The sequence below is a fragment of the Streptomyces sp. SID3343 genome (genome assembly GCF_009865215.1).
GTDB lineage: Bacteria > Actinomycetota > Actinomycetes > Streptomycetales > Streptomycetaceae > Embleya.
In genome coordinates this window covers 1-21571 of sequence record NZ_WWJX01001165.1, presented here as the reverse complement: position 1 = coordinate 21571, position 21571 = coordinate 1, and the positions used below count along the sequence as shown (strand labels likewise).

Genomic DNA, 21571 nt, shown 5'->3' with positions numbered 1-21571 from the left:
CCCAGCGCTGCGGCCTTGTCTGTGTGACAGGCACGGCGCAGCCCGTTGTCTATCCGAGCAACTTGGCTAGTATGCCCCACGAATGGCGGGCTTGGCCAATCGAGGGACACTCACAGGTTTGCGAGCGCCCTCGACTGATGGATCCCCGTCCCACCTAGGGGGTGGGATCACGATCCGGACAAAGCCCCGCCCGCCGACCCAGGTGGACCGGCGGGCGGGATTTCGTCACTTCTGAATGCTGATGACCTGACCGGCACCCACGGTGCGGCCACCCTCACGGATGGCGAAGCGCAGGCCCTCTTCCATGGCGATCGGCTGGATCAGCGCGACGTCCATGGTGGTGTTGTCACCAGGCATGACCATCTCGGTGCCCTCGGGGAGGGTCACCACGCCGGTCACGTCCGTCGTACGGAAGTAGAACTGCGGCCGGTAGTTGTTGAAGAAGGGGGTGTGACGACCACCCTCGTCCTTCGACAGGATGTAGACCTGGCCAACGAAGTCGGTGTGCGGCGTGACCGAACCCGGCTTGATGATGACCTGGCCGCGCTCGACGTCCTCGCGCTTGATGCCACGAAGGAGCAGACCGACGTTCTCGCCCGCCTGGCCCTCGTCGAGCAGCTTGCGGAACATCTCGATACCGGTGACCGTCGTGGTGGTCTTGGTCTCCTTGATGCCGACGATGTCGACAGTCTCGTTGACCTTGACGATGCCACGCTCGATGCGGCCGGTGACGACCGTGCCACGACCGGTGATCGTGAAGACGTCCTCGACGGGCATGAGGAACGGCTTCTCGGTGTCACGCGGCGGCGTCGGGATCGACTCGTCGACGGCGGCCATGAGCTCGAGGAGCTTGGCGCCCCACTCCTTGTCGCCCTCGAGGGCCTTGAGCGCCGAGACGCGCACGACCGGAAGGTCGTCGCCCGGGAACTCGTACTCGGAGAGAAGCTCACGAACCTCGAGCTCGACGAGCTCCAGGATCTCCTCGTCGTCCACCATGTCGGCCTTGTTCAGGGCGACAACGATGTACGGAACGCCGACCTGGCGGGCCAGGAGCACGTGCTCCTTGGTCTGCGGCATCGGGCCGTCGGTGGCGGCGACCACGAGGATCGCGCCGTCCATCTGGGCGGCACCGGTGATCATGTTCTTGATGTAGTCGGCGTGCCCGGGGCAGTCGACGTGCGCGTAGTGCCGGTTCGCCGTCTGGTACTCGACGTGCGCGATCGAGATCGTGATACCGCGCTGACGCTCCTCCGGTGCCTTGTCGATCTGGTCGAACGGCGTGAAGGGGTTCAGGTCCGGGTACGCGTCGTGCAGCACCTTGGTAATCGCCGCGGTCAGCGTCGTCTTACCGTGGTCGATGTGACCAATGGTGCCGATGTTGACGTGCGGCTTAGTCCGCTCGAACTTAGCCTTCGCCACTGGGGTCCTCCTGTGGACTGGTTCTTTACGCCGTACGACGTCGGGTATCGGGGGTGAGCCGGGGCGGAGGCACCGGAGTCCGCGAACGGACTCCGGGTCCCCCTGGTATCGCTGGTGCCGCGGTGGCGGTGATTACTCGCCGCGCGACTTGGCGATGATCTCCTCGGCGACGTTCCTCGGAACCTCGGCGTAGGAGTCGAACTGCATCGAGTAGCTTGCGCGACCCGAGGTCTTGCTGCGGAGGTCGCCGACGTAGCCGAACATCTCCGACAGCGGGACCAGAGCCTTGACGACGCGTGCACCGAAGCGCTCGTCCATGGCCTGGATCTGGCCGCGACGCGAGTTGAGGTCGCCGATCACATCGCCCATGTAGTCCTCGGGCGTGGTGACCTCGACGGCCATCATCGGCTCGAGAAGAGCCGGCGAAGCCTGCCGAGCCGCTTCCTTGAACGCCTGCGAACCGGCGATCTTGAAGGCGAGTTCGGACGAGTCGACCTCGTGGTAGCCACCGTCGATCAGCGTCAGTCGCACGCCGACCATCGGGTAGCCGGCGAGCACGCCGTACTGCATGGCCTCCTGCGCGCCCGCGTCCACCGAGGGGATGTACTCCCTGGGGATACGGCCACCGGTGACCTTGTTGACGAACTCGTAGGCGTCGCCCTCGAGCGGCTCCAACGCGATCTGCACCTTGGCGAACTGACCGGTACCACCGGTCTGCTTCTTGTGCGTGTAGTCGACGCGCTCGACGACCTTGCGGATCGTCTCGCGGTAGGCCACCTGCGGCTTGCCGACGTTGGCCTCGACACCGAACTCACGGCGCATCCGGTCGACCAGCACCTCGAGGTGCAGTTCGCCCATGCCGCCGATGATGGTCTGGCCGGTCTCCTCGTCGCTGTGCACCTGGAACGAGGGGTCCTCGGCCGCGAGGGACTGGATGGCGACACCCAGCTTCTCCTGCGCGCCCTTGGACTTCGGCTCGATCGCGACCTCGATGACCGGGGCCGGGAACGTCATCGACTCGAGGATCACCGGGTTCGCCGGGTCACACAGCGTCTCACCGGTGGTGGTGTCCTTGAGACCCATCACGGCGATGATGTCGCCCGCGCCCACCGAGGGGATTTCCTCACGCTTGTTCGCGTGCATCCGGTAGATCTTGCCGATGCGCTCTTTCCGACCCTTGACCGAGTTCAGCACGAAGCTGCCGGCTTCCAGGACGCCCGAGTAGACCCGGACGAAGGTGAGCTTCCCGAGGTGCGGGTCGCGCATGATCTTGAACGCCAGCCCGGCGAAGGGTTCGGCATCGCTCGGCTGGCGAACGATGACTTCCTCTTCGTTGTTCACCGCGTGACCCTCGATGCCCGAGATGTCGAGCGGCGACGGCAGGTAGCGAACGACCGCGTCGAGCAGGGGCTGAACACCCTTGTTCTTGAACGCGGTGCCGCAGAACACCGGAGTGAACGTCGGCTTGTCCTTGTTGTCACCGAGCGTCGAGGCGATGGTGGCGCGACGGATCGCGGCCATCAGCTGCTCCGTGGTGGGCTCCTGGCCCTCCAGGTACAGCTCCATCATCTCGTCGTCGTACTCGGCGATGGTCTCCAGCAGCTTGCCGCGGTACTCGGCGGCGGCCTCGGTGTGCGTGGCCGGGATGTCGACCGTGTCGTACATCTCGCCCTTGGCAGCCTCGGCCGACCAGACCAGAGCCTTCATGGCGACCAGGTCGACAACGCCCTGGAAGTCCATCTCGGTACCGATCGGAAGCTGCATGACCAGCGGAACCGCGCCCAGTCGCTGGTCGATCATGTCGACACAGCGGTGGAACTCGGCGCCGGTGCGGTCGAGCTTGTTCACGAAGCAGATACGCGGCACGCCGTACCGGTCGGCCTGACGCCAAACGGTCTCGGACTGCGGCTCCACGCCGGCGACACCGTCGAAGACGGTGACGGCGCCGTCGAGCACGCGCAGCGAACGCTCCACCTCGACGGTGAAGTCGACGTGACCGGGGGTGTCGATGATGTTGATCGTGTGATCGACGTCTTCGAGCGTCCAGTGGCAGGTCGTCGCGGCAGACGTGATGGTGATGCCGCGCTCCTGCTCCTGTTCCATCCAGTCCATGGTGGCAGCGCCCTCATGAACTTCACCGATTTTGTAGTTGACGCCTGTGTAGAACAGGATCCGCTCGGTGGTGGTGGTCTTGCCCGCGTCGATGTGGGCCATGATCCCGATGTTGCGGACCTTGGCCAGATCAAGAGCAGTGGTAGCCATCGTGGCTTGTCTTCTCTCGGCTTCTCGTCGTTGCGGGTGGAACTACCAGCGGTAGTGCGCGAAGGCCTTGTTGGACTCGGCCATCTTGTGAGTGTCCTCGCGGCGCTTGACCGCGGCACCGAGACCGTTGCTCGCGTCCAGGAGCTCGTTCATCAGACGCTCGGTCATCGTCTTCTCGCGACGAGCGCGGGAGTAGCCGACGAGCCAGCGGAGAGCGAGGGTCGTGGAGCGGCCCGGGCGGACCTCGACCGGCACCTGGTAGGTCGCGCCACCGACACGGCGGCTGCGGACCTCGAGGGTCGGCTTCACGTTCTCGAGGGCGCGCTTGAGCGTGATGACCGGGTCGGTACCGGTCTTCTCGCGGCAGCCTTCGAGAGCGCCGTAGACGATCTTCTCGGCGACGGAGCGCTTGCCGTGCGAAAGGACCTTGTTCACCAGCGAGGTGACCAACGGCGAGTTGTAAACCGGGTCGATGATGACCGGTCGCTTGGGGGCAGGACCCTTACGCGGCATTAGCTCTTCTCCTTCTTCGCGCCGTAGCGGCTGCGCGCCTGCTTGCGGTTCTTGACACCCTGGGTGTCGAGCGAACCACGAATGATCTTGTAGCGGACACCGGGGAGGTCCTTCACACGACCACCACGAACGAGCACGATCGAGTGCTCCTGGAGGTTGTGACCCTCACCGGGAATGTAGGCCGTCACTTCGATGCCACTCGTGAGGCGCACACGGGCCACCTTGCGAAGCGCAGAGTTCGGCTTCTTCGGCGTCGTCGTGTAAACACGGGTGCACACGCCGCGACGCTGCGGGCTCCCCTTGAGCGCCGGAGTCTTGGCCTTGTCGACCTTGTCCTGGCGGCCCTTTCGGACCAGCTGCTGGATCGTGGGCACCGCGTCTCCGTCTTCTTCGTGCCGAGCGGTCTTTTTTAGCGACTGCAATGTCTGAATCGGCCTGCATCCCCGTCGACCACCGGACCCTTCACAAGGTCCGACCCCCGCGGTCGGGCGTGTCGCCCGTTCTTGGGAGTGTGCTTGCTTTGAAGGCAGTGGGTCGGTCCCTTGCGCCGTCCCACGCACGCATCCGATGAAGGTTGCGGTGAGCGCAGGCACAAGAGCCCGGGGACACCCCAGGCACAAGGAGAGAGACTACCTACCACAGCAGCAGAGGTCAAAGCGAAAAGAAAGACCCCCGCCACGACATGGAATCCGGCGCTCTCACGCTGGTGGAGCACCGAATCGTTCAGGGCGGTACATCACCCTCCGCGCCCCACCGTACCTGGCAAACGGGCCGGAGGCGAACGAGCCCTCCCCCGGGAGGCGAAGCCGCCCCCGGGGCGAATCGACGCCGAGCTACAGCGAGGCGCGCAGGCCGGTGAACGCCGTGCGCATGATCTCGGAAAAGGCGTCGTCGTCGGCTATGAAGATCGCCCAGACGATGATCGCGCCCAGGATCGCCAGGCCCACCCAGCCGAGCACGACCCCGGCGATGGCCATGCCGCGGCCCTGCTGCCCGGTCCTGGCGGTCTGGGACAGCGCGATGTGGCCGAAGATCACCGCGAGCAGGCTGCCCAGCCAGTAGATCCAGATGATGCCGACGATCATCGACGCGATCGCCAGGCCGTTGGTGCCCGGCTGCGGCATGTAGCCGCCGTAGCCCTGCTGGTAGTAGCCGTAGGGGTAGGGCTGCTGCGGCTGCCCGTACGCCTGCGGATCCGGGTACTGCGCCTGGGCGTCCATGTATGGGTGCTGCGGCTCCTGGTAGGGCGGTTGTTGCCCGTACGGAGCCTGCTCGCCGTAGGGCGACTGCGGCTCGACGTACGGCTGCTGGTCGTAGGGGCCCTTCTCGGGCCCGCCAGGGGTCGTCATGGATTCTCCCGGGGTGGGGCTGCGTGGCGACAGCATCGTTGCATCGATTGAAGCGCACCGGTTGCCTGTCCGTACACACAGGTATGGACATGTGACAGGGCCGCCACCCCGAGGGGTGACGGCCCTGCCGCTACTGCTTGTCGATCCCGGGGCCGATCAGCCCTGGTAACCGCCGAAGTCGTACTCCTCCAGCGGGACGGCCTGGCCGGAGCCGGAGCCGAAGGCGGAGTAGTCGGCCTCGTCGTACCCGGACATCGAGTACATCGCGGCCTTCGCCTCTTCGGTGGGCTCGACCCGGATGTTGCGGTAGCGGGGCATGCCCGTACCGGCCGGGATGAGCTTGCCGAGGATGACGTTCTCCTTCAGGCCGAGCAGCGGGTCCGACTTGGCGTGGATCGCCGCGTCGGTCAGCACTCGGGTCGTCTCCTGGAAGGAGGCCGCCGACAGCCACGACTCGGTGGCCAGCGACGCCTTCGTGATGCCCATGAGCTGCGGACGGCCCGAGGCCGGGTGCCCGCTCTCCGACATCACGCGACGGTTCTCGGTCTCGAAGCGCCCACGCTCGACGAGCTCGCCCGGAAGCAGCTCGGCGTCGCCCGACTCGATGATCGTCACGCGGCGGAGCATCTGCCGAATGATGATCTCGATGTGCTTGTCGTGGATCGACACACCCTGCGAGCGGTAGACCTGCTGGACCTCCGCCACGAGGTGGATCTGCACCGCGCGCTGGCCGAGGATGCGCAGCACGTCGTGCGGGTTGACCGCGCCGACGAGCATCTTCTGGCCGACGTCGACGTGGTCGCCCTCGCCGACCAGCAGGCGCGAGCGCTTGCTGACCGCGTACGCCAGTTCCTCGGAACCGTCGTCCGGCACCACGACGACCTTGCGGGTCTTCTCGGTGTCGTCGATGCGGACCCGACCGGCCGCCTCGCTGATCGGGGCGACACCCTTGGGGGTGCGCGCCTCGAAGAGCTCGACGACACGGGGCAGACCCTGGGTGATGTCGTCACCCGCCACACCACCGGTGTGGAAGGTACGCATCGTCAGCTGGGTACCGGGCTCACCGATCGACTGGGCGGCGATGATGCCGACCGCCTCGCCGATGTCCACGAGCTTGCCGGTCGCCAGCGACCGGCCGTAGCACATGGCGCACGTACCGACCTTGGACTCGCACGTCAGCACCGAGCGGGTCTTGACCGACTCGACGCCCTCGGCGACCAGGTGGTTGATGATGACGTCGCCGAGGTCGGCGTTGGCCGGGGCCAGCACCTTCCCGTCGACGACGACGTCCTCGGCCAGGTTGCGGGCGTACACGCTGGTCTCGACGTCGTCGTCCTTGCGGAGCACGCCGTCGGCGCCGCGGGTCGCGATCGACAGGACGAGGCCGCGGTCGGTGCCGCAGTCCTCCTCGCGCACGATCACGTCCTGCGAGACGTCCACCAGGCGACGGGTCAGGTAACCCGAGTCGGCGGTACGCAGCGCGGTGTCGGCCAGACCCTTACGGGCACCGTGCGTCGAGATGAAGTACTCGAGGACGGACAGGCCTTCACGGAAGGACGCCTTGATGGGACGAGGAATCGTCTCGTTCTTGGCGTTCGACACCAGACCACGCATGCCCGCGATCTGACGCATCTGCATCATGTTTCCGCGAGCACCCGAGTCGACCATCATGAAGATGGGGTTCGTCTTGGGGAAGTTCGCGTTCATCGCGTCGGCGACCTCGTTGGTCGCCTTCGTCCAGATCTGGATCTGCTCCTGCTGGCGCTCGTCCTTGGTGATCAGGCCGCGCTCGTACTGCTTCTGGACCTTCTCGGCCTGAGCCTCGAAGCGCTCCAGAATCTCCTTCTTCGCCGGCGGAACGACGACGTCGGAGATCGAGACGGTGACACCGGAACGGGTGGCCCAGTGGAAGCCGGCCTCCTTCAGGTTGTCGAGCGTTGCCGCCACGACCACCTTCGGGTAACGCTCCGCGAGGTCGTTGACGATGATCGACAGGGTCTTCTTGCCGATTTCGTCGTCGACGAACGGGTAGTCCGCCGGCAGCAGCTCGTTGAAGAGCGCACGGCCGAGCGACGTGCGCACACGCAGCGGCTGACCGGGCTCCCAGCCCTCGGGGGCGACCCAACCGCGCGACGGGACGGTGCCCGCCGGAAGCCGCAGTTCGATCTTCGCCTGAAGGTCGAGCTCCCGAGCGTCGAACGCCATGATCGCCTCGGCCGTGGACGCGAAGCTGCGTCCCCCGCCCTTGGTGATCTCCCGCTCGGAGGTCAGGAAGAACAGGCCGAGCACCATGTCCTGGGTCGGCATGGTGACGGGGCGACCGTCGGCCGGCTTCAGGATGTTGTTGCTCGACAGCATGAGGATGCGGGCCTCGGCCTGCGCCTCCGCGGAGAGCGGCAGGTGGACGGCCATCTGGTCACCGTCGAAGTCCGCGTTGAACGCGGTGCACACGAGCGGGTGAATCTGGATGGCCTTGCCCTCGACGAGCTGCGGCTCGAACGCCTGGATGCCCAGACGGTGCAGCGTCGGTGCGCGGTTGAGCAGCACCGGGTGCTCGGCGATGACCTCTTCGAGCACGTCCCACACCACGGGGCGGGCGCGCTCGACCATGCGCTTGGCCGACTTGATGTTCTGCGCGTGGTTGAGGTCCACCAGGCGCTTCATCACGAACGGCTTGAACAGCTCGAGCGCCATGGCCTTCGGCAGACCGCACTGGTGCAGCTTGAGCTGCGGGCCGACGACGATGACCGAACGCGCGGAGTAGTCCACGCGCTTGCCGAGCAGGTTCTGACGGAAACGACCCTGCTTGCCCTTGAGCATGTCCGAGAGCGACTTGAGCGGCCGGTTGCCCGGACCCGTCACCGGACGACCACGACGACCGTTGTCGAACAGCGCGTCGACGGCCTCCTGGAGCATCCGCTTCTCGTTGTTCACGATGATCTCGGGGGCACCGAGGTCGAGCAGGCGCTTGAGCCGGTTGTTGCGGTTGATCACGCGGCGGTACAGGTCGTTGAGGTCGGAGGTCGCGAAGCGGCCACCGTCCAGCTGCACCATCGGACGCAGGTCCGGCGGGATGACCGGGACGCAGTCCAGGACCATGCCGTTGGGGCTGTTCCGGGTCTGCTGGAACGCGGAGACGACCTTGAGACGCTTGAGCGCGCGGGTCTTCTTCTGGCCCTTGCCGGTGCGAATGATCTCGCGGAGCTTCTCCGACTCGGCGTCGAGGTCGAAGGACTCCAGACGGCGCTGGAGCGCGGCCGCGCCCATGCCGCCCGAGAAGTACGTGCCGAAGCGGTCGCGCATCTCGCGGAACAGGATCTCGTCGCCTTCGAGGTCCTGGACCTTGAGGTTCTTGAACCGGGTCCACACGTCGTCGAGACGGTCGAGCTCGCGCTGGTTGCGGTCGCGAAGCTGCTTCATCTCACGCTCGGCACCTTCGCGCACCTTGCGGCGGACGTCGGACTTGGCGCCCTCGGCCTCCAGCTCGGCGAGGTCGGTCTCGAGCTTCTTCTGGCGCTCTTCGACGCTGGCGTCACGGCGCTGTTCGATCTGCTGCCGCTCGACCGAGATCTTGGCGTCGAGAGACGGCAGGTCGCGCTGGCGACGCTCGTCGTCGACGTACGTGATCATGTACGCCGCGAAGTAGATGACCTTTTCGAGGTCCTTCGGGGCGAGGTCGAGCAGGTAGCCGAGGCGGCTGGGCACGCCCTTGAAGTACCAGATGTGCGTGACGGGCGCGGCGAGCTCGATGTGGCCCATGCGCTCACGACGCACCTTGGCGCGAGTTACCTCGACGCCGCAGCGCTCACAAATGATGCCCTTGAAGCGGACGCGCTTGTACTTGCCGCAGTAGCACTCCCAGTCCCGGGTCGGACCGAAGATCTTCTCGCAGAAGAGTCCGTCCTTTTCCGGCTTCAGGGTGCGGTAGTTGATGGTCTCGGGCTTCTTGACTTCACCGTGCGACCACTGGCGGATGTCGTCGGCGGTGGCGAGGCCGATACGCAGCTCGTCGAAGAAGTTGACGTCGAGCACTGTTTCGTCAATCCCTCTTTCGGGGTTTGGTCCCGGCGGTCACGGATGGGGCTCCCCGTGATCACCAGTGTGTGTCTTCATCAGGACTGGGGTCGAAATCCCGGGCCCGGCCTCACGGCCGGGACCCGGGAGGGAGCCTCAGACCTCTTCGACGCTGCTCGGCTCGCGCCGCGACAGGTCGATACCAAGCTCTTCCGCAGCGCGGAAGACGTCCTCGTCGGTGTCACGCATCTCGATCGACATACCGTCGCTGGAGAGGACTTCCACGTTGAGGCAGAGCGACTGCATCTCCTTGATGAGCACCTTGAAGGACTCGGGGATGCCCGGCTCGGGGATGTTCTCGCCCTTGACGATCGCCTCGTACACCTTCACGCGGCCGAGGACGTCGTCGGACTTGATGGTCAGCAGTTCCTGGAGGGCGTAGGCGGCACCGTATGCCTCGAGTGCCCACACCTCCATCTCACCGAAGCGCTGGCCACCGAACTGAGCCTTACCACCCAGCGGCTGCTGGGTGATCATGGAGTAGGGACCGGTCGACCTGGCGTGCAGCTTGTCGTCGACCAGGTGGTGGAGCTTGAGGATGTACATGTACCCGACCGAGACCGGGTGCGGGAACGGCTCGCCGGAGCGGCCGTCGTACATCTTCGCCTTGCCGGTGCCGTCGATCAGACGGACGCCGTCGCGGGTCTTGTTGGTCGAGTCGAGGAGACCGGTGATCTCCTCCTCGCGCGCGCCGTCGAAGACCGGGGTGGCGACGTTGGTGCCGGGGGCACCCTGGTCGGCCGCGATCGCGCGCAGCCGGCCCTTCCACGCCTCGTCGTCGCCCTCGACACTCCAGCCGGTCTTGGCGACCCAGCCGAGGTGCGTCTCCAGAACCTGACCCGGGTTCATCCGGGACGGGACACCGAGCGGGTTGAGGATGATGTCGACCGGGGTGCCGTCCTCCAGGAACGGCATGTCCTCGACCGGCAGGATCTTCGAGATGACGCCCTTGTTGCCGTGACGTCCGGCGAGCTTGTCACCGTCGGTGATCTTGCGCTTCTGGGCCACGTAGACGCGGACCAGCTGGTTCACGCCCGGCGGCAGCTCGTCGCCGGCCTCGCGGTCGAAGACGCGGACGCCGATGACCTTGCCGGACTCGCCGTGCGGGACCTTGAGCGAGGTGTCGCGCACTTCGCGCGCCTTCTCGCCGAAGATCGCGCGGAGCAGGCGCTCCTCGGGGGTCAGCTCGGTCTCGCCCTTGGGCGTGACCTTGCCGACGAGGATGTCGCCGGGCACGACGTCGGCGCCGATGCGGATGATGCCGCGCTCGTCCAGGTCGGCGAGGACCTCTTCGGAGACGTTCGGGATGTCCCGGGTGATCTCCTCCGGGCCCAGCTTGGTGTCACGGGCGTCGACCTCGTGCTCCTCGATGTGAATCGAGGAGAGGACGTCGTCCTGCACCAGACGCTGCGACAGGATGATCGCGTCTTCGTAGTTGTGGCCTTCCCACGGCATGAACGCCACGAGGAGGTTCTTGCCGAGGGCCATCTCGCCCTCTTCGGTGCACGGACCGTCGGCCAGCACCTGGCCGGCCACGACCGTGGCGCCCTCGTCGACGACGACCTTCTGGTTGAAGGACGTGCCCTGGTTCGAGCGCATGAACTTCTGCACGCGGTACGTGGTGTACGTCGCGTCGTCGTTCATCACGGTGATGTAGTCCGCGGAGACGTCCTGGACGACACCCGGCTTCTCGGCCGTGATGACGTCGGCGGCGTCGACCGCGGCGCGGTACTCCATGCCGGTGCCCACCAGCGGGGACTCCGCCTTCAGGAGCGGCACGGCCTGGCGCATCATGTTCGAGCCCATGAGCGCGCGGTTCGCGTCGTCGTGCTCCAGGAAGGGGATCATCGCGGTCGCGACGGACACCATCTGGCGCGGCGAGACGTCCATGTAGTCGACTTCGTCGCCGGGGATGTAGTCGATCTCGCCGCCGCGGCGACGGACGAGCACACGGGCCTCGGCGAAGACGTCGTCTTCCTTGAGCGGCGCGTTCGCCTGGGCGATGACGAAGCGGTCTTCCTCGTCGGCCGTCAGGTAGTCGACGCCGTCGGTGACGCGGCCTTCGACGACCTTGCGGTACGGGGTCTCGACGAAACCGAACGCGTTGACGCGACCGTAGGACGCGAGCGAGCCGATCAGACCGATGTTCGGGCCTTCGGGGGTCTCGATCGGGCACATGCGGCCGTAGTGCGAGGGGTGCACGTCGCGGACCTCGAAGCCGGCCCGCTCACGCGAGAGGCCACCGGGGCCGAGCGCGGACAGACGACGCTTGTGGGTCAGGCCCGACAGCGGGTTCGTCTGGTCCATGAACTGCGACAGCTGGCTGGTACCGAAGAACTCCTTGATGGAGGCGACGACCGGCCGGATGTTGATCAGCGTCTGCGGCGTGATCGCCTCGACGTCCTGCGTGGTCATGCGCTCGCGGACCACGCGCTCCATGCGGGCGAGACCGGTGCGGACCTGGTTTTGGATCAGCTCGCCGACGTTGCGCAGGCGACGGTTGCCGAAGTGGTCGATGTCGTCGACCTCGACCACGATCTCCTGGCCGGACGCGCCTTCCATCTCGGTCTCGCCGGCGTGCAGCTTGACGAGGTACTTGATGGTCGCGATGACGTCTTCGACCGTCATGACGCCGGCGTCCAACGCCTGCTCGACCCCGAGCTTCTTGTTCACCTTGTAGCGGCCGACCTTGGCGAGGTCGTAGCGCTTCGGGTTGAAGTAGAGGTTCTCGAGCAGGGTCTGCGCGGCCTCGCGGGTCGGCGGCTCCCCCGGACGCAGCTTGCGGTAGATGTCGAGCAGCGCGTCGTCCTGGCCCTGGGTGTGGTCCTTCTCCAGGGTCTGGCGCATCGACTCGTACTGGCCGAACTCCTCGAGGATCTGGGAGTCGGTCCAGCCCAGCGCCTTCAGCAGAACGGTGACGCTCTGCTTGCGCTTGCGGTCGATACGGACACCGACGGTGTCGCGCTTGTCGATCTCCAGCTCCAGCCAGGCACCACGCGAGGGGATGACCTTCGCGCTGAAGATGTCCTTGTCGGACGTCTTGTCGACCTGGCTGTCGAAGTAGACACCCGGGGAGCGAACCAGCTGGGACACCACGACACGCTCGGTGCCGTTGATGATGAAGGTGCCCTTGTTCGTCATGAGCGGGAAGTCGCCCATGAAGACCGTCTGGCTCTTGATCTCGCCGGTCTCGTTGTTGGTGAACTCGGCCGTGACGAACAGCGGCGCCGAGTAGGTGAAGTCGCGCTCCTTGCACTCCTCGATGGAGTTCTTCGGAGGCTCGAACCGGTGATCCCGGAACGTCAGGGACATCGAACCGGAGAAGTCTTCGATCGGAGAGATCTCTTCGAAGATCTCCTCCAGACCGGACTTGGTGGGTACATCCTGTCCGCCCGCGAGGGCGGCCTCGACCCGTGCCTTCCACGCACTGTTGCCGAGCAGCCAGTCGAAGCTCTCGGTCTGCAACGCGAGAAGGTTCGGAACCTCCAGGGGTTCCCTGATCTTGGCGAAGGAGATGCGGAGCGGGGCAGTGGCGGCGCCGGGGTTGGTAGCGGAGGCGGTGCGCGAGGCGGCCAAGAGGGGTCCTTCCGAGGGCTCGGACTCACTATGCGCATACTGGACGGCCCGGGTTCATACACCGGGAGGAGTCAATAGGCAGCGCAAAGGGTCAGTGTAGCCACAAGGCACACCGCTGTCCAGCCCCTATGAAGGGCCGGTCACCAAACCCGGACGACAAGCCGCCCGGCAACCGTGCTTCAGGGGTGCGTCCGAAGAATTGCGCGCCCCGATCCGTTCGTCAAGGGGTTGCTTTCCCCCTGACGGCCGACGGAACCCTTTCGAGCGCCGGGAAAACCGGACCTTGGTCCCGAACCCCCTGCCTGCGGCGAGAGTCTCGTCACAGCGGCCGACCGAGTCCACGCGGGGTCTCGGGAAGCCTGAAAAACACCGTAGCCCCCCGGTCCGACAGCCGTCACGCAACTGCGCGCCGACCCTCGCTCGCGCGCCGTGTCGCGCTCCCTCCCGGGCGTGTTCCGCCGCCCGCGGCAGGCATTCGGCGAACGCTCACAGTGTTGGGAGTATCACCCTTTCGAGCGACGCCGAGCGGGTTGTTCCGCATTCTCGGGCCTGTCGCGAAGGGGGTTACGGGTGGTTTTCGGCCGACTTCAGAGCAGCCTCGGAACGGCCTGGTGAGGGGGACGAAGCGGCGTCGGCGCAACCTTCGGAGCGGCTGCGGAACAGCCCTCGCCCGACGTTCGAGCGGTCGGAAGTCGAGCTGGGATCGGCCCCGGGCCAAAGCGGGGGCGGGGATCGGACCGGGGACAGCCCGGCGTCGAGCCGAGACCCGGTCGGCACCGGTCCAAAATCGAGCCTCTTCGAGCCGACACTGAGCCGGGATCGACCCGAGCGAGTCCGACCGGAGCGCGCAGCCCCTCCAAAAAGCCCGAAGGCGACCGCCCTGACGGACGATCGCCTTCGGTGAGGCCACCCTTGCGGGCGGCGTCGAATTACTTGACCTCGACGGACGCGCCGGCGCCTTCGAGGGAAGCCTTGGCCTTCTCGGCCGCTTCCTTGGAAACCTTCTCCAGGACGGGCTTCGGGGCGCCGTCGACGAGGTCCTTGGCCTCCTTGAGGCCGAGGTTCGTGAGGGCGCGCACCTCCTTGATGACCTGGATCTTCTTGTCGCCGGCACCCGTGAGGATGACGTCGAACTCGTCCTGCTCCTCGGGGGCCTCGGCGACGGCGCCCGGGCCCGCGGGGCCCGCGATGGCGACCGGGGCGGCAGCCTTGACGTCGAAGGTCTCCTCGAAGAGCTTCACGAAGTCCGAGAGCTCGATGAGGGTCATGTCCTTGAAGTGACCGAGAAGCTCGTCGGTGCTGATCTTCGCCATGATGTGGCGGTCCTTCCTGATCATTTCGGCAGGTGCCGGGTGATGTGGATTGGCGGGGGCGCTGCCCCCTGCGACCAGGGTCGCGACTGCCGGAGTTACTCGGCGGTCTCGGCCTCGGCGGCGGGAGCCGGCTCGCCGGCACCGCCCTGCTCGACCTTCGCGCGAAGCGCGTCCGCGGTGCGGACGAACTCCGTGAGCGGAGCCTGGAAGGTAGCCGCGGCCTTGGCCATGGATGCCTTCATGGCGCCCGCAAGCTTGGCGAGCAGCACCTCGCGGGACTCGAGGTCCGCGAGCTTCTTGATCTCGTCGGCGCTGAGCGCCTTGCCCTCAAGGACACCGCCCTTGATGACGAGAAGGGGGTTCGCCTTGGCGAAGTCACGCAGGCTCTTCGCGGCGTCGACGGGGTCACCCGTGACGAACGCGATCGCGGACGGACCTTCGAGAAGGGCGTCCAGCTGATCGATGCCCGCCTCATTGGCGGCGATCTTGGTCAGCGTGTTCTTCACCACGGCGTACTGCGCGTTCTCACCGAGCGAACGACGCAGCTCCTTGAGCTGCGCGACGGTGAGCCCGCGGTACTCGGTCAGCACTGCGGCGTTCGAGTCACGGAACTTCTCCGTGAGCTCGGCGACCGCGGCCACCTTGTCGGGCCTCGCCATAGGGCTGGCCTCCTTCCGCGATGCGATTGCCGACCGACCTGTGCGGTCGGTCGTCTGCCGGATGAATTCGCCGGTCCGCAGGGCGGAAGGAGGAGACCACATACAAAAACGCCCCGGCGCAGGCGCACGGGGCGTACATCCTCGATCGGCGCGATGCGCGCGATCCAGGGCAACGTCTCTCGTTCACACCTACGCTGGTCGTCCGCAGTGAGCAGAACCTTCGTTTGTCACCCTGCCTTGCGGCACAGCGACAACGACCGACGGTCTTTGGCTTGGTGCCAAGGTACGGGACTGCCCTCGTTCGGAGCAAATCGTTTCCGGTCGGGCAGATCGCGCGGGGTTGTGCGAGGAGTCCGCGACGTGCGCACGCGGACCTTCCGCACCGCCGACGAGGCCCGGGTGTGTTTCGAGGGTCCGGCGTTCGACGCGCCGAGGCCCGGCGCACCGTGGGGTGTGCCGGGCCTCGTTCGCGTGCGGGGGCGGATCAGACGCCCTCTTCCTCCGTCAGGAGGTTGCGGGTGCGGTTGGGGTCGACCTGGATGCCGGGGCCCATCGTGGTCGAGACGCCGACCTTACGGATGTAGCGACCCTTGGCGGCCGACGGCTTCGCACGAAGCACCTCGTCGAGGGCGGCGGCGTAGTTCTCGACGAGCTGGGTGTCGTCGAACGACGTCTTGCCGATGATGAAGTGCAGGTTCGAGTGCTTGTCGACGCGGAACTCGATCTTGCCGCCCTTGATCTCGTTCACGGCCTTCGCCACGTCGGGCGTCACCGTGCCGGTCTTCGGGTTCGGCATGAGACCACGCGGGCCGAGCACGCGGCCCAGGCGGCCGACCTTGCCCATGAGGTCCGGGGTCGCGACGACGGCGTCGAAGTCCAGACGGCCCTTCGCGACCTCGTCGATGAGTTCGTCGGAGCCGACGATGTCGGCGCCGGCGGCCTTGGCAGCCTCGGCACGGTCACCGGTCGCGAAGACCAGGACCCGGGCGGTCTTGCCGGTGCCGTGCGGGAGGATGACCGTGCTGCGGACCATCTGGTCGGCCTTGCGCGGGTCGACGCCCAGGCGCATGGCCACCTCGACGGTGCCGGTGAACTTGGAGGTGGAGGTCTCCTTCGCCAGGCGAACGGCCTCGAGCGGCGAGTAGAGCCGGTCGTGGTCGACCTTGGCGTCGGCCTCGTTGTAGGACTTGCTGCGCTTCACTGAGAGCTCCTGGAATTCTGAAAGGAGTTGTGGTGGGAGCGGGTCGCGCGGACCCTTCCACTCCGCGAGACTGCCGCGCACCGGGTGCGCCGCGTCCTCGCGATGTTCGGTACGACGTGCGGTACGTACGACGTGCGGTACGACCGGCCCGTGAGGCTGGATCAGCCCTCGACGGTGATGCCCATCGAACGCGCGGTGCCGGCGATGATCTTCTCGGCGGCGTCGATGTCGTTCGCGTTCAGGTCGGCCATCTTGGTCTGCGCGATGCCACGAACCTGCTCGCGGGTGACCTTGGCGACCTTGGTCTTGTGGGGCTCGCCGGAGCCCTTCTCGACACCGGCGGCCTTGAGGATCAGGCGCGCGGCCGGCGGCGTCTTCGTCACGAAGGTGAAGGAACGGTCTTCGTAGACCGAGATCTCCACCGGGACGATGTCGCCACGCTGCGACTCGGTCGCCGCGTTGTAGGCCTTGCAGAACTCCATGATGTTGACGCCGTGCTGGCCCAGAGCGGGACCAACGGGCGGGGCCGGCGTGGCTGCGCCGGCCTTGATCTGCAGCTTGATGATCGCTGACAGCTTCTTCTTCTTGGGAGGCATGTTTCCGGGTCCTTCGACGAGATGTACGTCCCGATCACCACGCGGAGCGCGGACGTGTTCGGGCCCGCCACGCGGTGCGGCGCCCCCTCAACGATAACCATCGTTGTGAGGGCGCCTTGTCCACCACCCGTGTGCGGCCCCGGCGAAACGGGGCCCCACCTGGGGGAAGTATCAGTTCTTCTGGATCTGGTTGAACGACAGCTCGACCGGCGTCTCGCGCCCGAAGATCTCCACCAGGCCCTTGACCTTCTGCGAGTCGGCGTTGATCTCGTTGATCGTCGCCTGAAGCGTCGCGAAGGGACCGTCGATGACGGTGACCGAGTCGCCGACCTCGAAGTCGAGCACCTTGACCTCGGCCGGGCTCTTCGAGCCACTGCCGCCGGCCGACTTCTCCTCCTCCGGGGCGAGGATCTTGACGACCTCGTCCAGGGTGAGCGGGAAGGGCTCGTGCGCGTTGCCGACGAAGCCGGTCACGCCCGGGGTGTTGCGAACGGCGCCCCACGACTCGTTGGTGAGGTCCATGCGGACCAGCACGTAGCCGGGGAACTTGTTGCGCTTGACGGTCTTGCGCTGGCCGTTCTTGATCTCGACGACCTCTTCCTGCGGCACCTCGACCTGGAAGATGTAGTCCTCCATGTTGAGCGAGGTGGTACGGGATTCGAGGTTGGCCTTCACGCGGTTCTCGTAGCCCGCGTAGGAGTGGATGACGTACCACTCGCCCGGGGCGCGACGGAGCGCGTCCTTGAAGTCCTCGACCGGGTCGCCCTCGGGAGCGTCCTCGATCTCGGCGTCGTCGTCCTCGTCGGCGTCCGCGGCCTCGACGTCGTCGCCCGCTTCGGCGTCGTCGTCCTCGGCCTCTTCGGCGTCGTCCTCGGCGTCGGCACCCGGTGCGTCGTCCTCGGTGGCCTCGACGTCTTCCACATCGTCATCGGTGGAGACGGCCGGGGCCTCGGCTGCGTCCTCGAGGGTTGAGTCCTCGAGAGCTGCGGCCTCCGCCTGCTCCGACAGGGGCACCGTCTCATCGACGGAGTTGTCGGCGGACAGGTTCGGGTCAGACACGTTGGGTGCTTCTTCCTGGCTGGGGGTCGAACGGTCGTTGCAGGCGTTGCAGACGTTGCGAGCGTAGGTCGGTCGTCGGCGCGAGCCGGCTGTCGCGAGCCGGCGGCTCAGCCGAAGATGGCGAGCGATGCCTTCGCGATGCCGAAGTCGAGGCCGTAGACGATCGCGATGATCATCACGCAGAAGACGATGACGACCGTGGTGTAGGTGGTCAGCTCGTTGCGGGTCGGCCAGACGACCTTGCGCAGCTCGGCGATGATCTGTCGGTAGAACAGAGCAGCACGCGCGAACAGATTCTTCTTCTTCTGCTCCGGCTTACCCGAAGAACCCTTCGGGCGGTTCGCCCGACGACCACCAGGGGGCACGTCGTCGGAGCCGTGGCCGTCAGAGCTGCTGTGCTCGGGCGTAGCCGTGGAGCCGTGGGCCTCCGTCAACTCGTCCTCACCTGATCCGGTCCGACCGTGGATCACCGACGGGGTTGTCGGCGCCGACAGTTTGCGCAGACTGCGTACGGGTCACGGTCGATCCGGGGATCGACCGAAGCCGCACATCGCAGGGCACGAGGGACTTGAACCCCCAACCCCCGGTTTTGGAGACCGGTGCTCTGCCAATTGAGCTAGTGCCCTTCACGTGGTCACCAACCTAGCGGAGTCGCCGACCCGAAGACACGAAATTTTCGGGCGCGGCAGCATGCAGGTTCGGACCGCCAAGCGTCGAGTGTACGGGGTTCGGTGCTTCAGGTCGAACCCGTCCGGAACGCGCCACCGGTTCGGGTCGTGTCCGTGTTCTCGGCGGGTCTTCGTGACCAAACCCGGATGCCCGCGACCGAGCGGAAATGGGACGATGGCCGGCATGACGGCTCCAACCTCCAGCCCCCAGTCCGTGCCCGTGTCCGAGCGCAGGGTTTCGGCCCGCGTCGGTGCCATCGCCGAGTCCGCGACGCTCGCGGTCGACGCCAAGGCCAAGGCCCTCAAGGCCGCCGGTCGTCCCGTCGTCGGCTTCGGTGCCGGCGAGCCGGACTTCCCGACGCCCGACTACATCGTGGAGGCGGCGGTGGCCGCGTGCCGCGAGCCGCGTTTCCACCGTTACACCCCGGCGGGCGGTCTGCCGGAGCTGAAGGCCGCGATCGTCGCGAAGACGCTGCGCGACTCGGGCCTGTCGGTGGACCCGTCCCAGGTGCTCGTCACGAACGGCGGCAAGCAGGCGATCTACGAGGCGTTCGCGGCGATCCTGGACCCGGGCGACGAGGTCATCGTGCCCGCGCCGTACTGGACGACCTACCCCGAGTCGATCAAGCTCGCGGGCGGTGTCCCGGTCGACGTCGTGGCCGACGAGACCACGGACTACCTCGTGTCGGTCGAGCAGTTGGAGGCCGCGCGCACCGAGCGCACCAAGGTGCTCGTGTTCGTCTCGCCGTCGAACCCGACCGGCGCGGTCTACTCGCGGGCGCAGACCGAGGAGATCGGCCGCTGGGCGGTCGAGCACGGGATCTGGGTGCTGACCGACGAGATCTACGAGCACCTGGTCTACGACGACACCGAGTTCGTGTCGATGCCGGTCGTCGTCCCGGAGCTGGCGGACCGCTGCGTCATCGTCAACGGCGTCGCGAAGACGTATGCGATGACGGGCTGGCGGGTCGGGTGGATCATCGCCCCCAAGGACGTGATCAAGGCTGCGGGCAACCTCCAGTCGCACGCGACGTCCAACGTCTGCAACGTCGCGCAGGCGGCCGCGATCGCGGCGCTGAACGGCGACCTGTCGGCGGTCGCCGAGATGAAGGTCGCGTTCGACCGTCGTCGGCGCACCATCGTGCGAATGCTGAACGAGATCCCCGGCGTCACCTGCCCCGAGCCCAAGGGCGCGTTCTACGCGTACCCGTCGGTGAAGGGTGTGCTGGGCAAGGAGATCCGCGGCAAGCGCCCGGAGACCTCCGCCGAACTCGCCAACCTGATCCTGGACGAGGTCGAGGTCGCGGTGGTCCCGGGCGAGGCCTTCGGCACGCCGGGCTACCTGCGCCTCTCGTACGCGCTGGGCGACGAGGACCTGGTCGAGGGCGTGGGCCGGATCGCGAAGCTGCTGGGCGAGGCGAAGTAAAGCAACCGAAGTGAAGCGAAGGTGAAGTGAAGCGGGGGCTACTGCTGCGGATCGGCTGCGGCTGCGGTCGGTGCGGTTTCTGCAGTGGCCGAACCTCCTGTGGTTGTGAGGCGTTGAAGGCCGTCGTACGGGACACCGTGCGGCGGCCTTTTGCTTGCCCTTCGATGGCCGCCGCCCGTTCGCGGTGACCGGGCGTGTCCGATTCTCACCGAGTGCGTGCGGCAGGTTTTGTAGTCGGGTGACGTCCGTTGTCACCCGGTGTCGCCCGTTGTTTCCCGGCTTTTCGGTTCCCCTTCAGGGGATGATCCGCCGTAGGCGTCCCAGGCCCGGGGCGGGTGGGCCACAATCTGTGAATGGATCGACCCGCACGCGATGTCCGCACCCTTCCGAAAGCCCATCTCCACCTGCACTTCACCGGATCCATGCGGCCGGCAACCCTGTTGGAACTGGCGGATCTGCACGGCGTGCGACTGCCCGATTCGTTGACGTCGGGCCAACCACCGCGATTGCGGGCCACCGACGAGCGCGGATGGTTCCGGTTCCAGCGGCTGTACGACATCGCGCGGTCGTGCGTGCGGACCGAGGCCGACGTGTATCGGCTCGTGACCGAGGCGGCCGAGGACGATCGGGCCGAGGGCTCGGGGTGGCTGGAGATCCAGGTCGACCCCACGTCGTACGCACCGCGGCTCGGCGGTTTGACCCCTGCGGTGGAGACCATCCTGGACGCCGTGGACGCCGCCCGGACGACGACCGGCATCGGGATGGCCGTGGTGATCGCGGCGAACCGGACCAAGCATCAGTTGGAGGCCCGAACGCTCGCGCGGCTCGCGGCCCAGTACACCGATCGTGGTGTCGTCGGATTCGGCCTGTCCAACGACGAGCGGCGGGGACGGGCGCCGGCGTTCGAGCGGGCCTTCGAGATCGCGCGGCACGCCGGCTTGTTCGCGAATCCGCACGGCGGTGAGTTGGACGGCCCGCGCAGCATCCGCGAATGCGTGGACGTGCTGGGCGCGCGGCGGCTCGGGCACGGGGTACGGGCGGCGGAGGATCCGGAGTTGATGGCCTCGCTCGCGCGGCGGCGGATCGTGTGCGAGGTGTGTCCGGCGTCGAACGTCGCGCTGGGCGTGTACGACAAGGCCGCGGACGTTCCGCTGCGGAAGCTGTTCGAGGCGGGCGTGCCGATCGCGTTGGGCGCGGACGACCCGTTGCTGTTCGGGTCGCGGCTCGCGGCGCAGTACGAGATCGCTCGGGACGCCCACGCGTTCACGGACGCGGAGCTGGCGGAGCTGGCACGGCAGTCGATCCTGGGGTCGGTGGCCCCGGCGGACGCGCAACGCACGCTGTTGGACGGCGTCGAGGCGTGGCTCGTGGCGGAACCGGCCCAGGTGGGCGCGTAGGCCGCCGCGCCCCCGGTGGGTTCCGGGGGGCGCGGGCTGGGTCGGGTGCGGGCGGGGCT

At 66.9% G+C, this 21571-nt stretch carries 15 protein-coding genes and 1 tRNA gene; 2 read left to right on the top strand and 14 right to left on the bottom strand.

What is annotated here, in order from left to right:
* Positions 1-225: 225 nt before the first annotated feature.
* From tuf to GT354_RS36365, 14 genes are all read right to left on the bottom strand, one after another.
* Entirely contained in the window at positions 226-1419 is a 1194-nt protein-coding gene (tuf, locus tag GT354_RS36430; RefSeq protein ID WP_161360663.1) for an elongation factor Tu, read from the bottom strand.
* 132 nt (positions 1420-1551) lie between these two features.
* Positions 1552-3681, bottom strand: coding sequence for an elongation factor G (gene fusA, locus GT354_RS36425; RefSeq protein ID WP_161360662.1), 2130 nt, complete (start codon positions 3679-3681; stop codon positions 1552-1554).
* A gap of 42 nt (positions 3682-3723) precedes the next feature.
* Positions 3724-4194: a 30S ribosomal protein S7 gene (rpsG, locus tag GT354_RS36420; RefSeq protein ID WP_161360661.1), complete on the bottom strand. Its 471-nt coding sequence runs from the start codon at positions 4192-4194 to the stop codon at positions 3724-3726.
* Positions 4194-4568: a 30S ribosomal protein S12 gene (rpsL, locus tag GT354_RS36415; RefSeq protein ID WP_020549242.1), complete on the bottom strand. Its 375-nt coding sequence runs from the start codon at positions 4566-4568 to the stop codon at positions 4194-4196. The genes rpsG and rpsL overlap by 1 nt, the downstream gene beginning before the upstream one ends.
* Before the next feature lie 459 nt (positions 4569-5027).
* Positions 5028-5543, bottom strand: a complete 516-nt coding sequence (locus tag GT354_RS36410; protein WP_161360660.1) for a DUF4190 domain-containing protein — start codon at positions 5541-5543, stop codon at positions 5028-5030.
* 156 nt (positions 5544-5699) lie between these two features.
* Complete coding sequence (locus tag GT354_RS36405) at positions 5700-9575, bottom strand: DNA-directed RNA polymerase subunit beta' (RefSeq protein ID WP_161360659.1); 3876 nt, start codon at positions 9573-9575, stop codon at positions 5700-5702.
* Between the two features lie 138 nt (positions 9576-9713).
* The gene (rpoB, locus tag GT354_RS36400) at positions 9714-13193 is read right to left on the bottom strand and encodes a DNA-directed RNA polymerase subunit beta (RefSeq protein WP_161360658.1); all 3480 of its coding nucleotides are present in this window, start codon (positions 13191-13193) and stop codon (positions 9714-9716) included.
* A 929-nt stretch (positions 13194-14122) separates the two neighbouring features.
* Positions 14123-14506 carry a 50S ribosomal protein L7/L12 gene (rplL, locus tag GT354_RS36395; protein ID WP_161360657.1) on the bottom strand — a complete coding sequence of 128 codons (384 nt, stop codon included), beginning with the start codon at positions 14504-14506 and terminating at the stop codon, positions 14123-14125.
* A 95-nt stretch (positions 14507-14601) separates the two neighbouring features.
* Positions 14602-15165 (bottom strand): 50S ribosomal protein L10, encoded by a 564-nt coding sequence (rplJ, locus tag GT354_RS36390; protein WP_161360656.1) that lies wholly within the window; start codon positions 15163-15165, stop codon positions 14602-14604.
* A 484-nt stretch (positions 15166-15649) separates the two neighbouring features.
* Positions 15650-16366 carry a 50S ribosomal protein L1 gene (gene rplA / locus GT354_RS36385; RefSeq protein WP_161360655.1) on the bottom strand — a complete coding sequence of 239 codons (717 nt, stop codon included), beginning with the start codon at positions 16364-16366 and terminating at the stop codon, positions 15650-15652.
* Between the two features lie 161 nt (positions 16367-16527).
* Positions 16528-16962: a 50S ribosomal protein L11 gene (rplK, locus tag GT354_RS36380; protein WP_161360654.1), complete on the bottom strand. Its 435-nt coding sequence runs from the start codon at positions 16960-16962 to the stop codon at positions 16528-16530.
* 171 nt (positions 16963-17133) lie between these two features.
* Positions 17134-17976, bottom strand: coding sequence for a transcription termination/antitermination protein NusG (gene nusG, locus GT354_RS36375; RefSeq protein ID WP_346012340.1), 843 nt, complete (start codon positions 17974-17976; stop codon positions 17134-17136).
* Between the two features lie 152 nt (positions 17977-18128).
* Complete coding sequence (secE, locus tag GT354_RS36370; RefSeq protein WP_161360678.1) at positions 18129-18386, bottom strand: preprotein translocase subunit SecE; 258 nt, start codon at positions 18384-18386, stop codon at positions 18129-18131.
* A gap of 188 nt (positions 18387-18574) precedes the next feature.
* Positions 18575-18647, bottom strand: a tRNA-Trp gene (locus GT354_RS36365).
* A gap of 226 nt (positions 18648-18873) precedes the next feature.
* On the opposite strand from GT354_RS36365, the gene GT354_RS36360 reads away from it, so the two are divergent.
* Positions 18874-20115, top strand: a complete 1242-nt coding sequence (locus tag GT354_RS36360) for a pyridoxal phosphate-dependent aminotransferase (protein WP_161360653.1) — start codon at positions 18874-18876, stop codon at positions 20113-20115.
* Positions 20116-20468: 353 nt separating this feature from the next.
* Positions 20469-21512 carry an adenosine deaminase gene (locus tag GT354_RS36355; RefSeq protein WP_161360652.1) on the top strand — a complete coding sequence of 348 codons (1044 nt, stop codon included), beginning with the start codon at positions 20469-20471 and terminating at the stop codon, positions 21510-21512.
* Positions 21513-21571 lie beyond the last annotated feature (59 nt).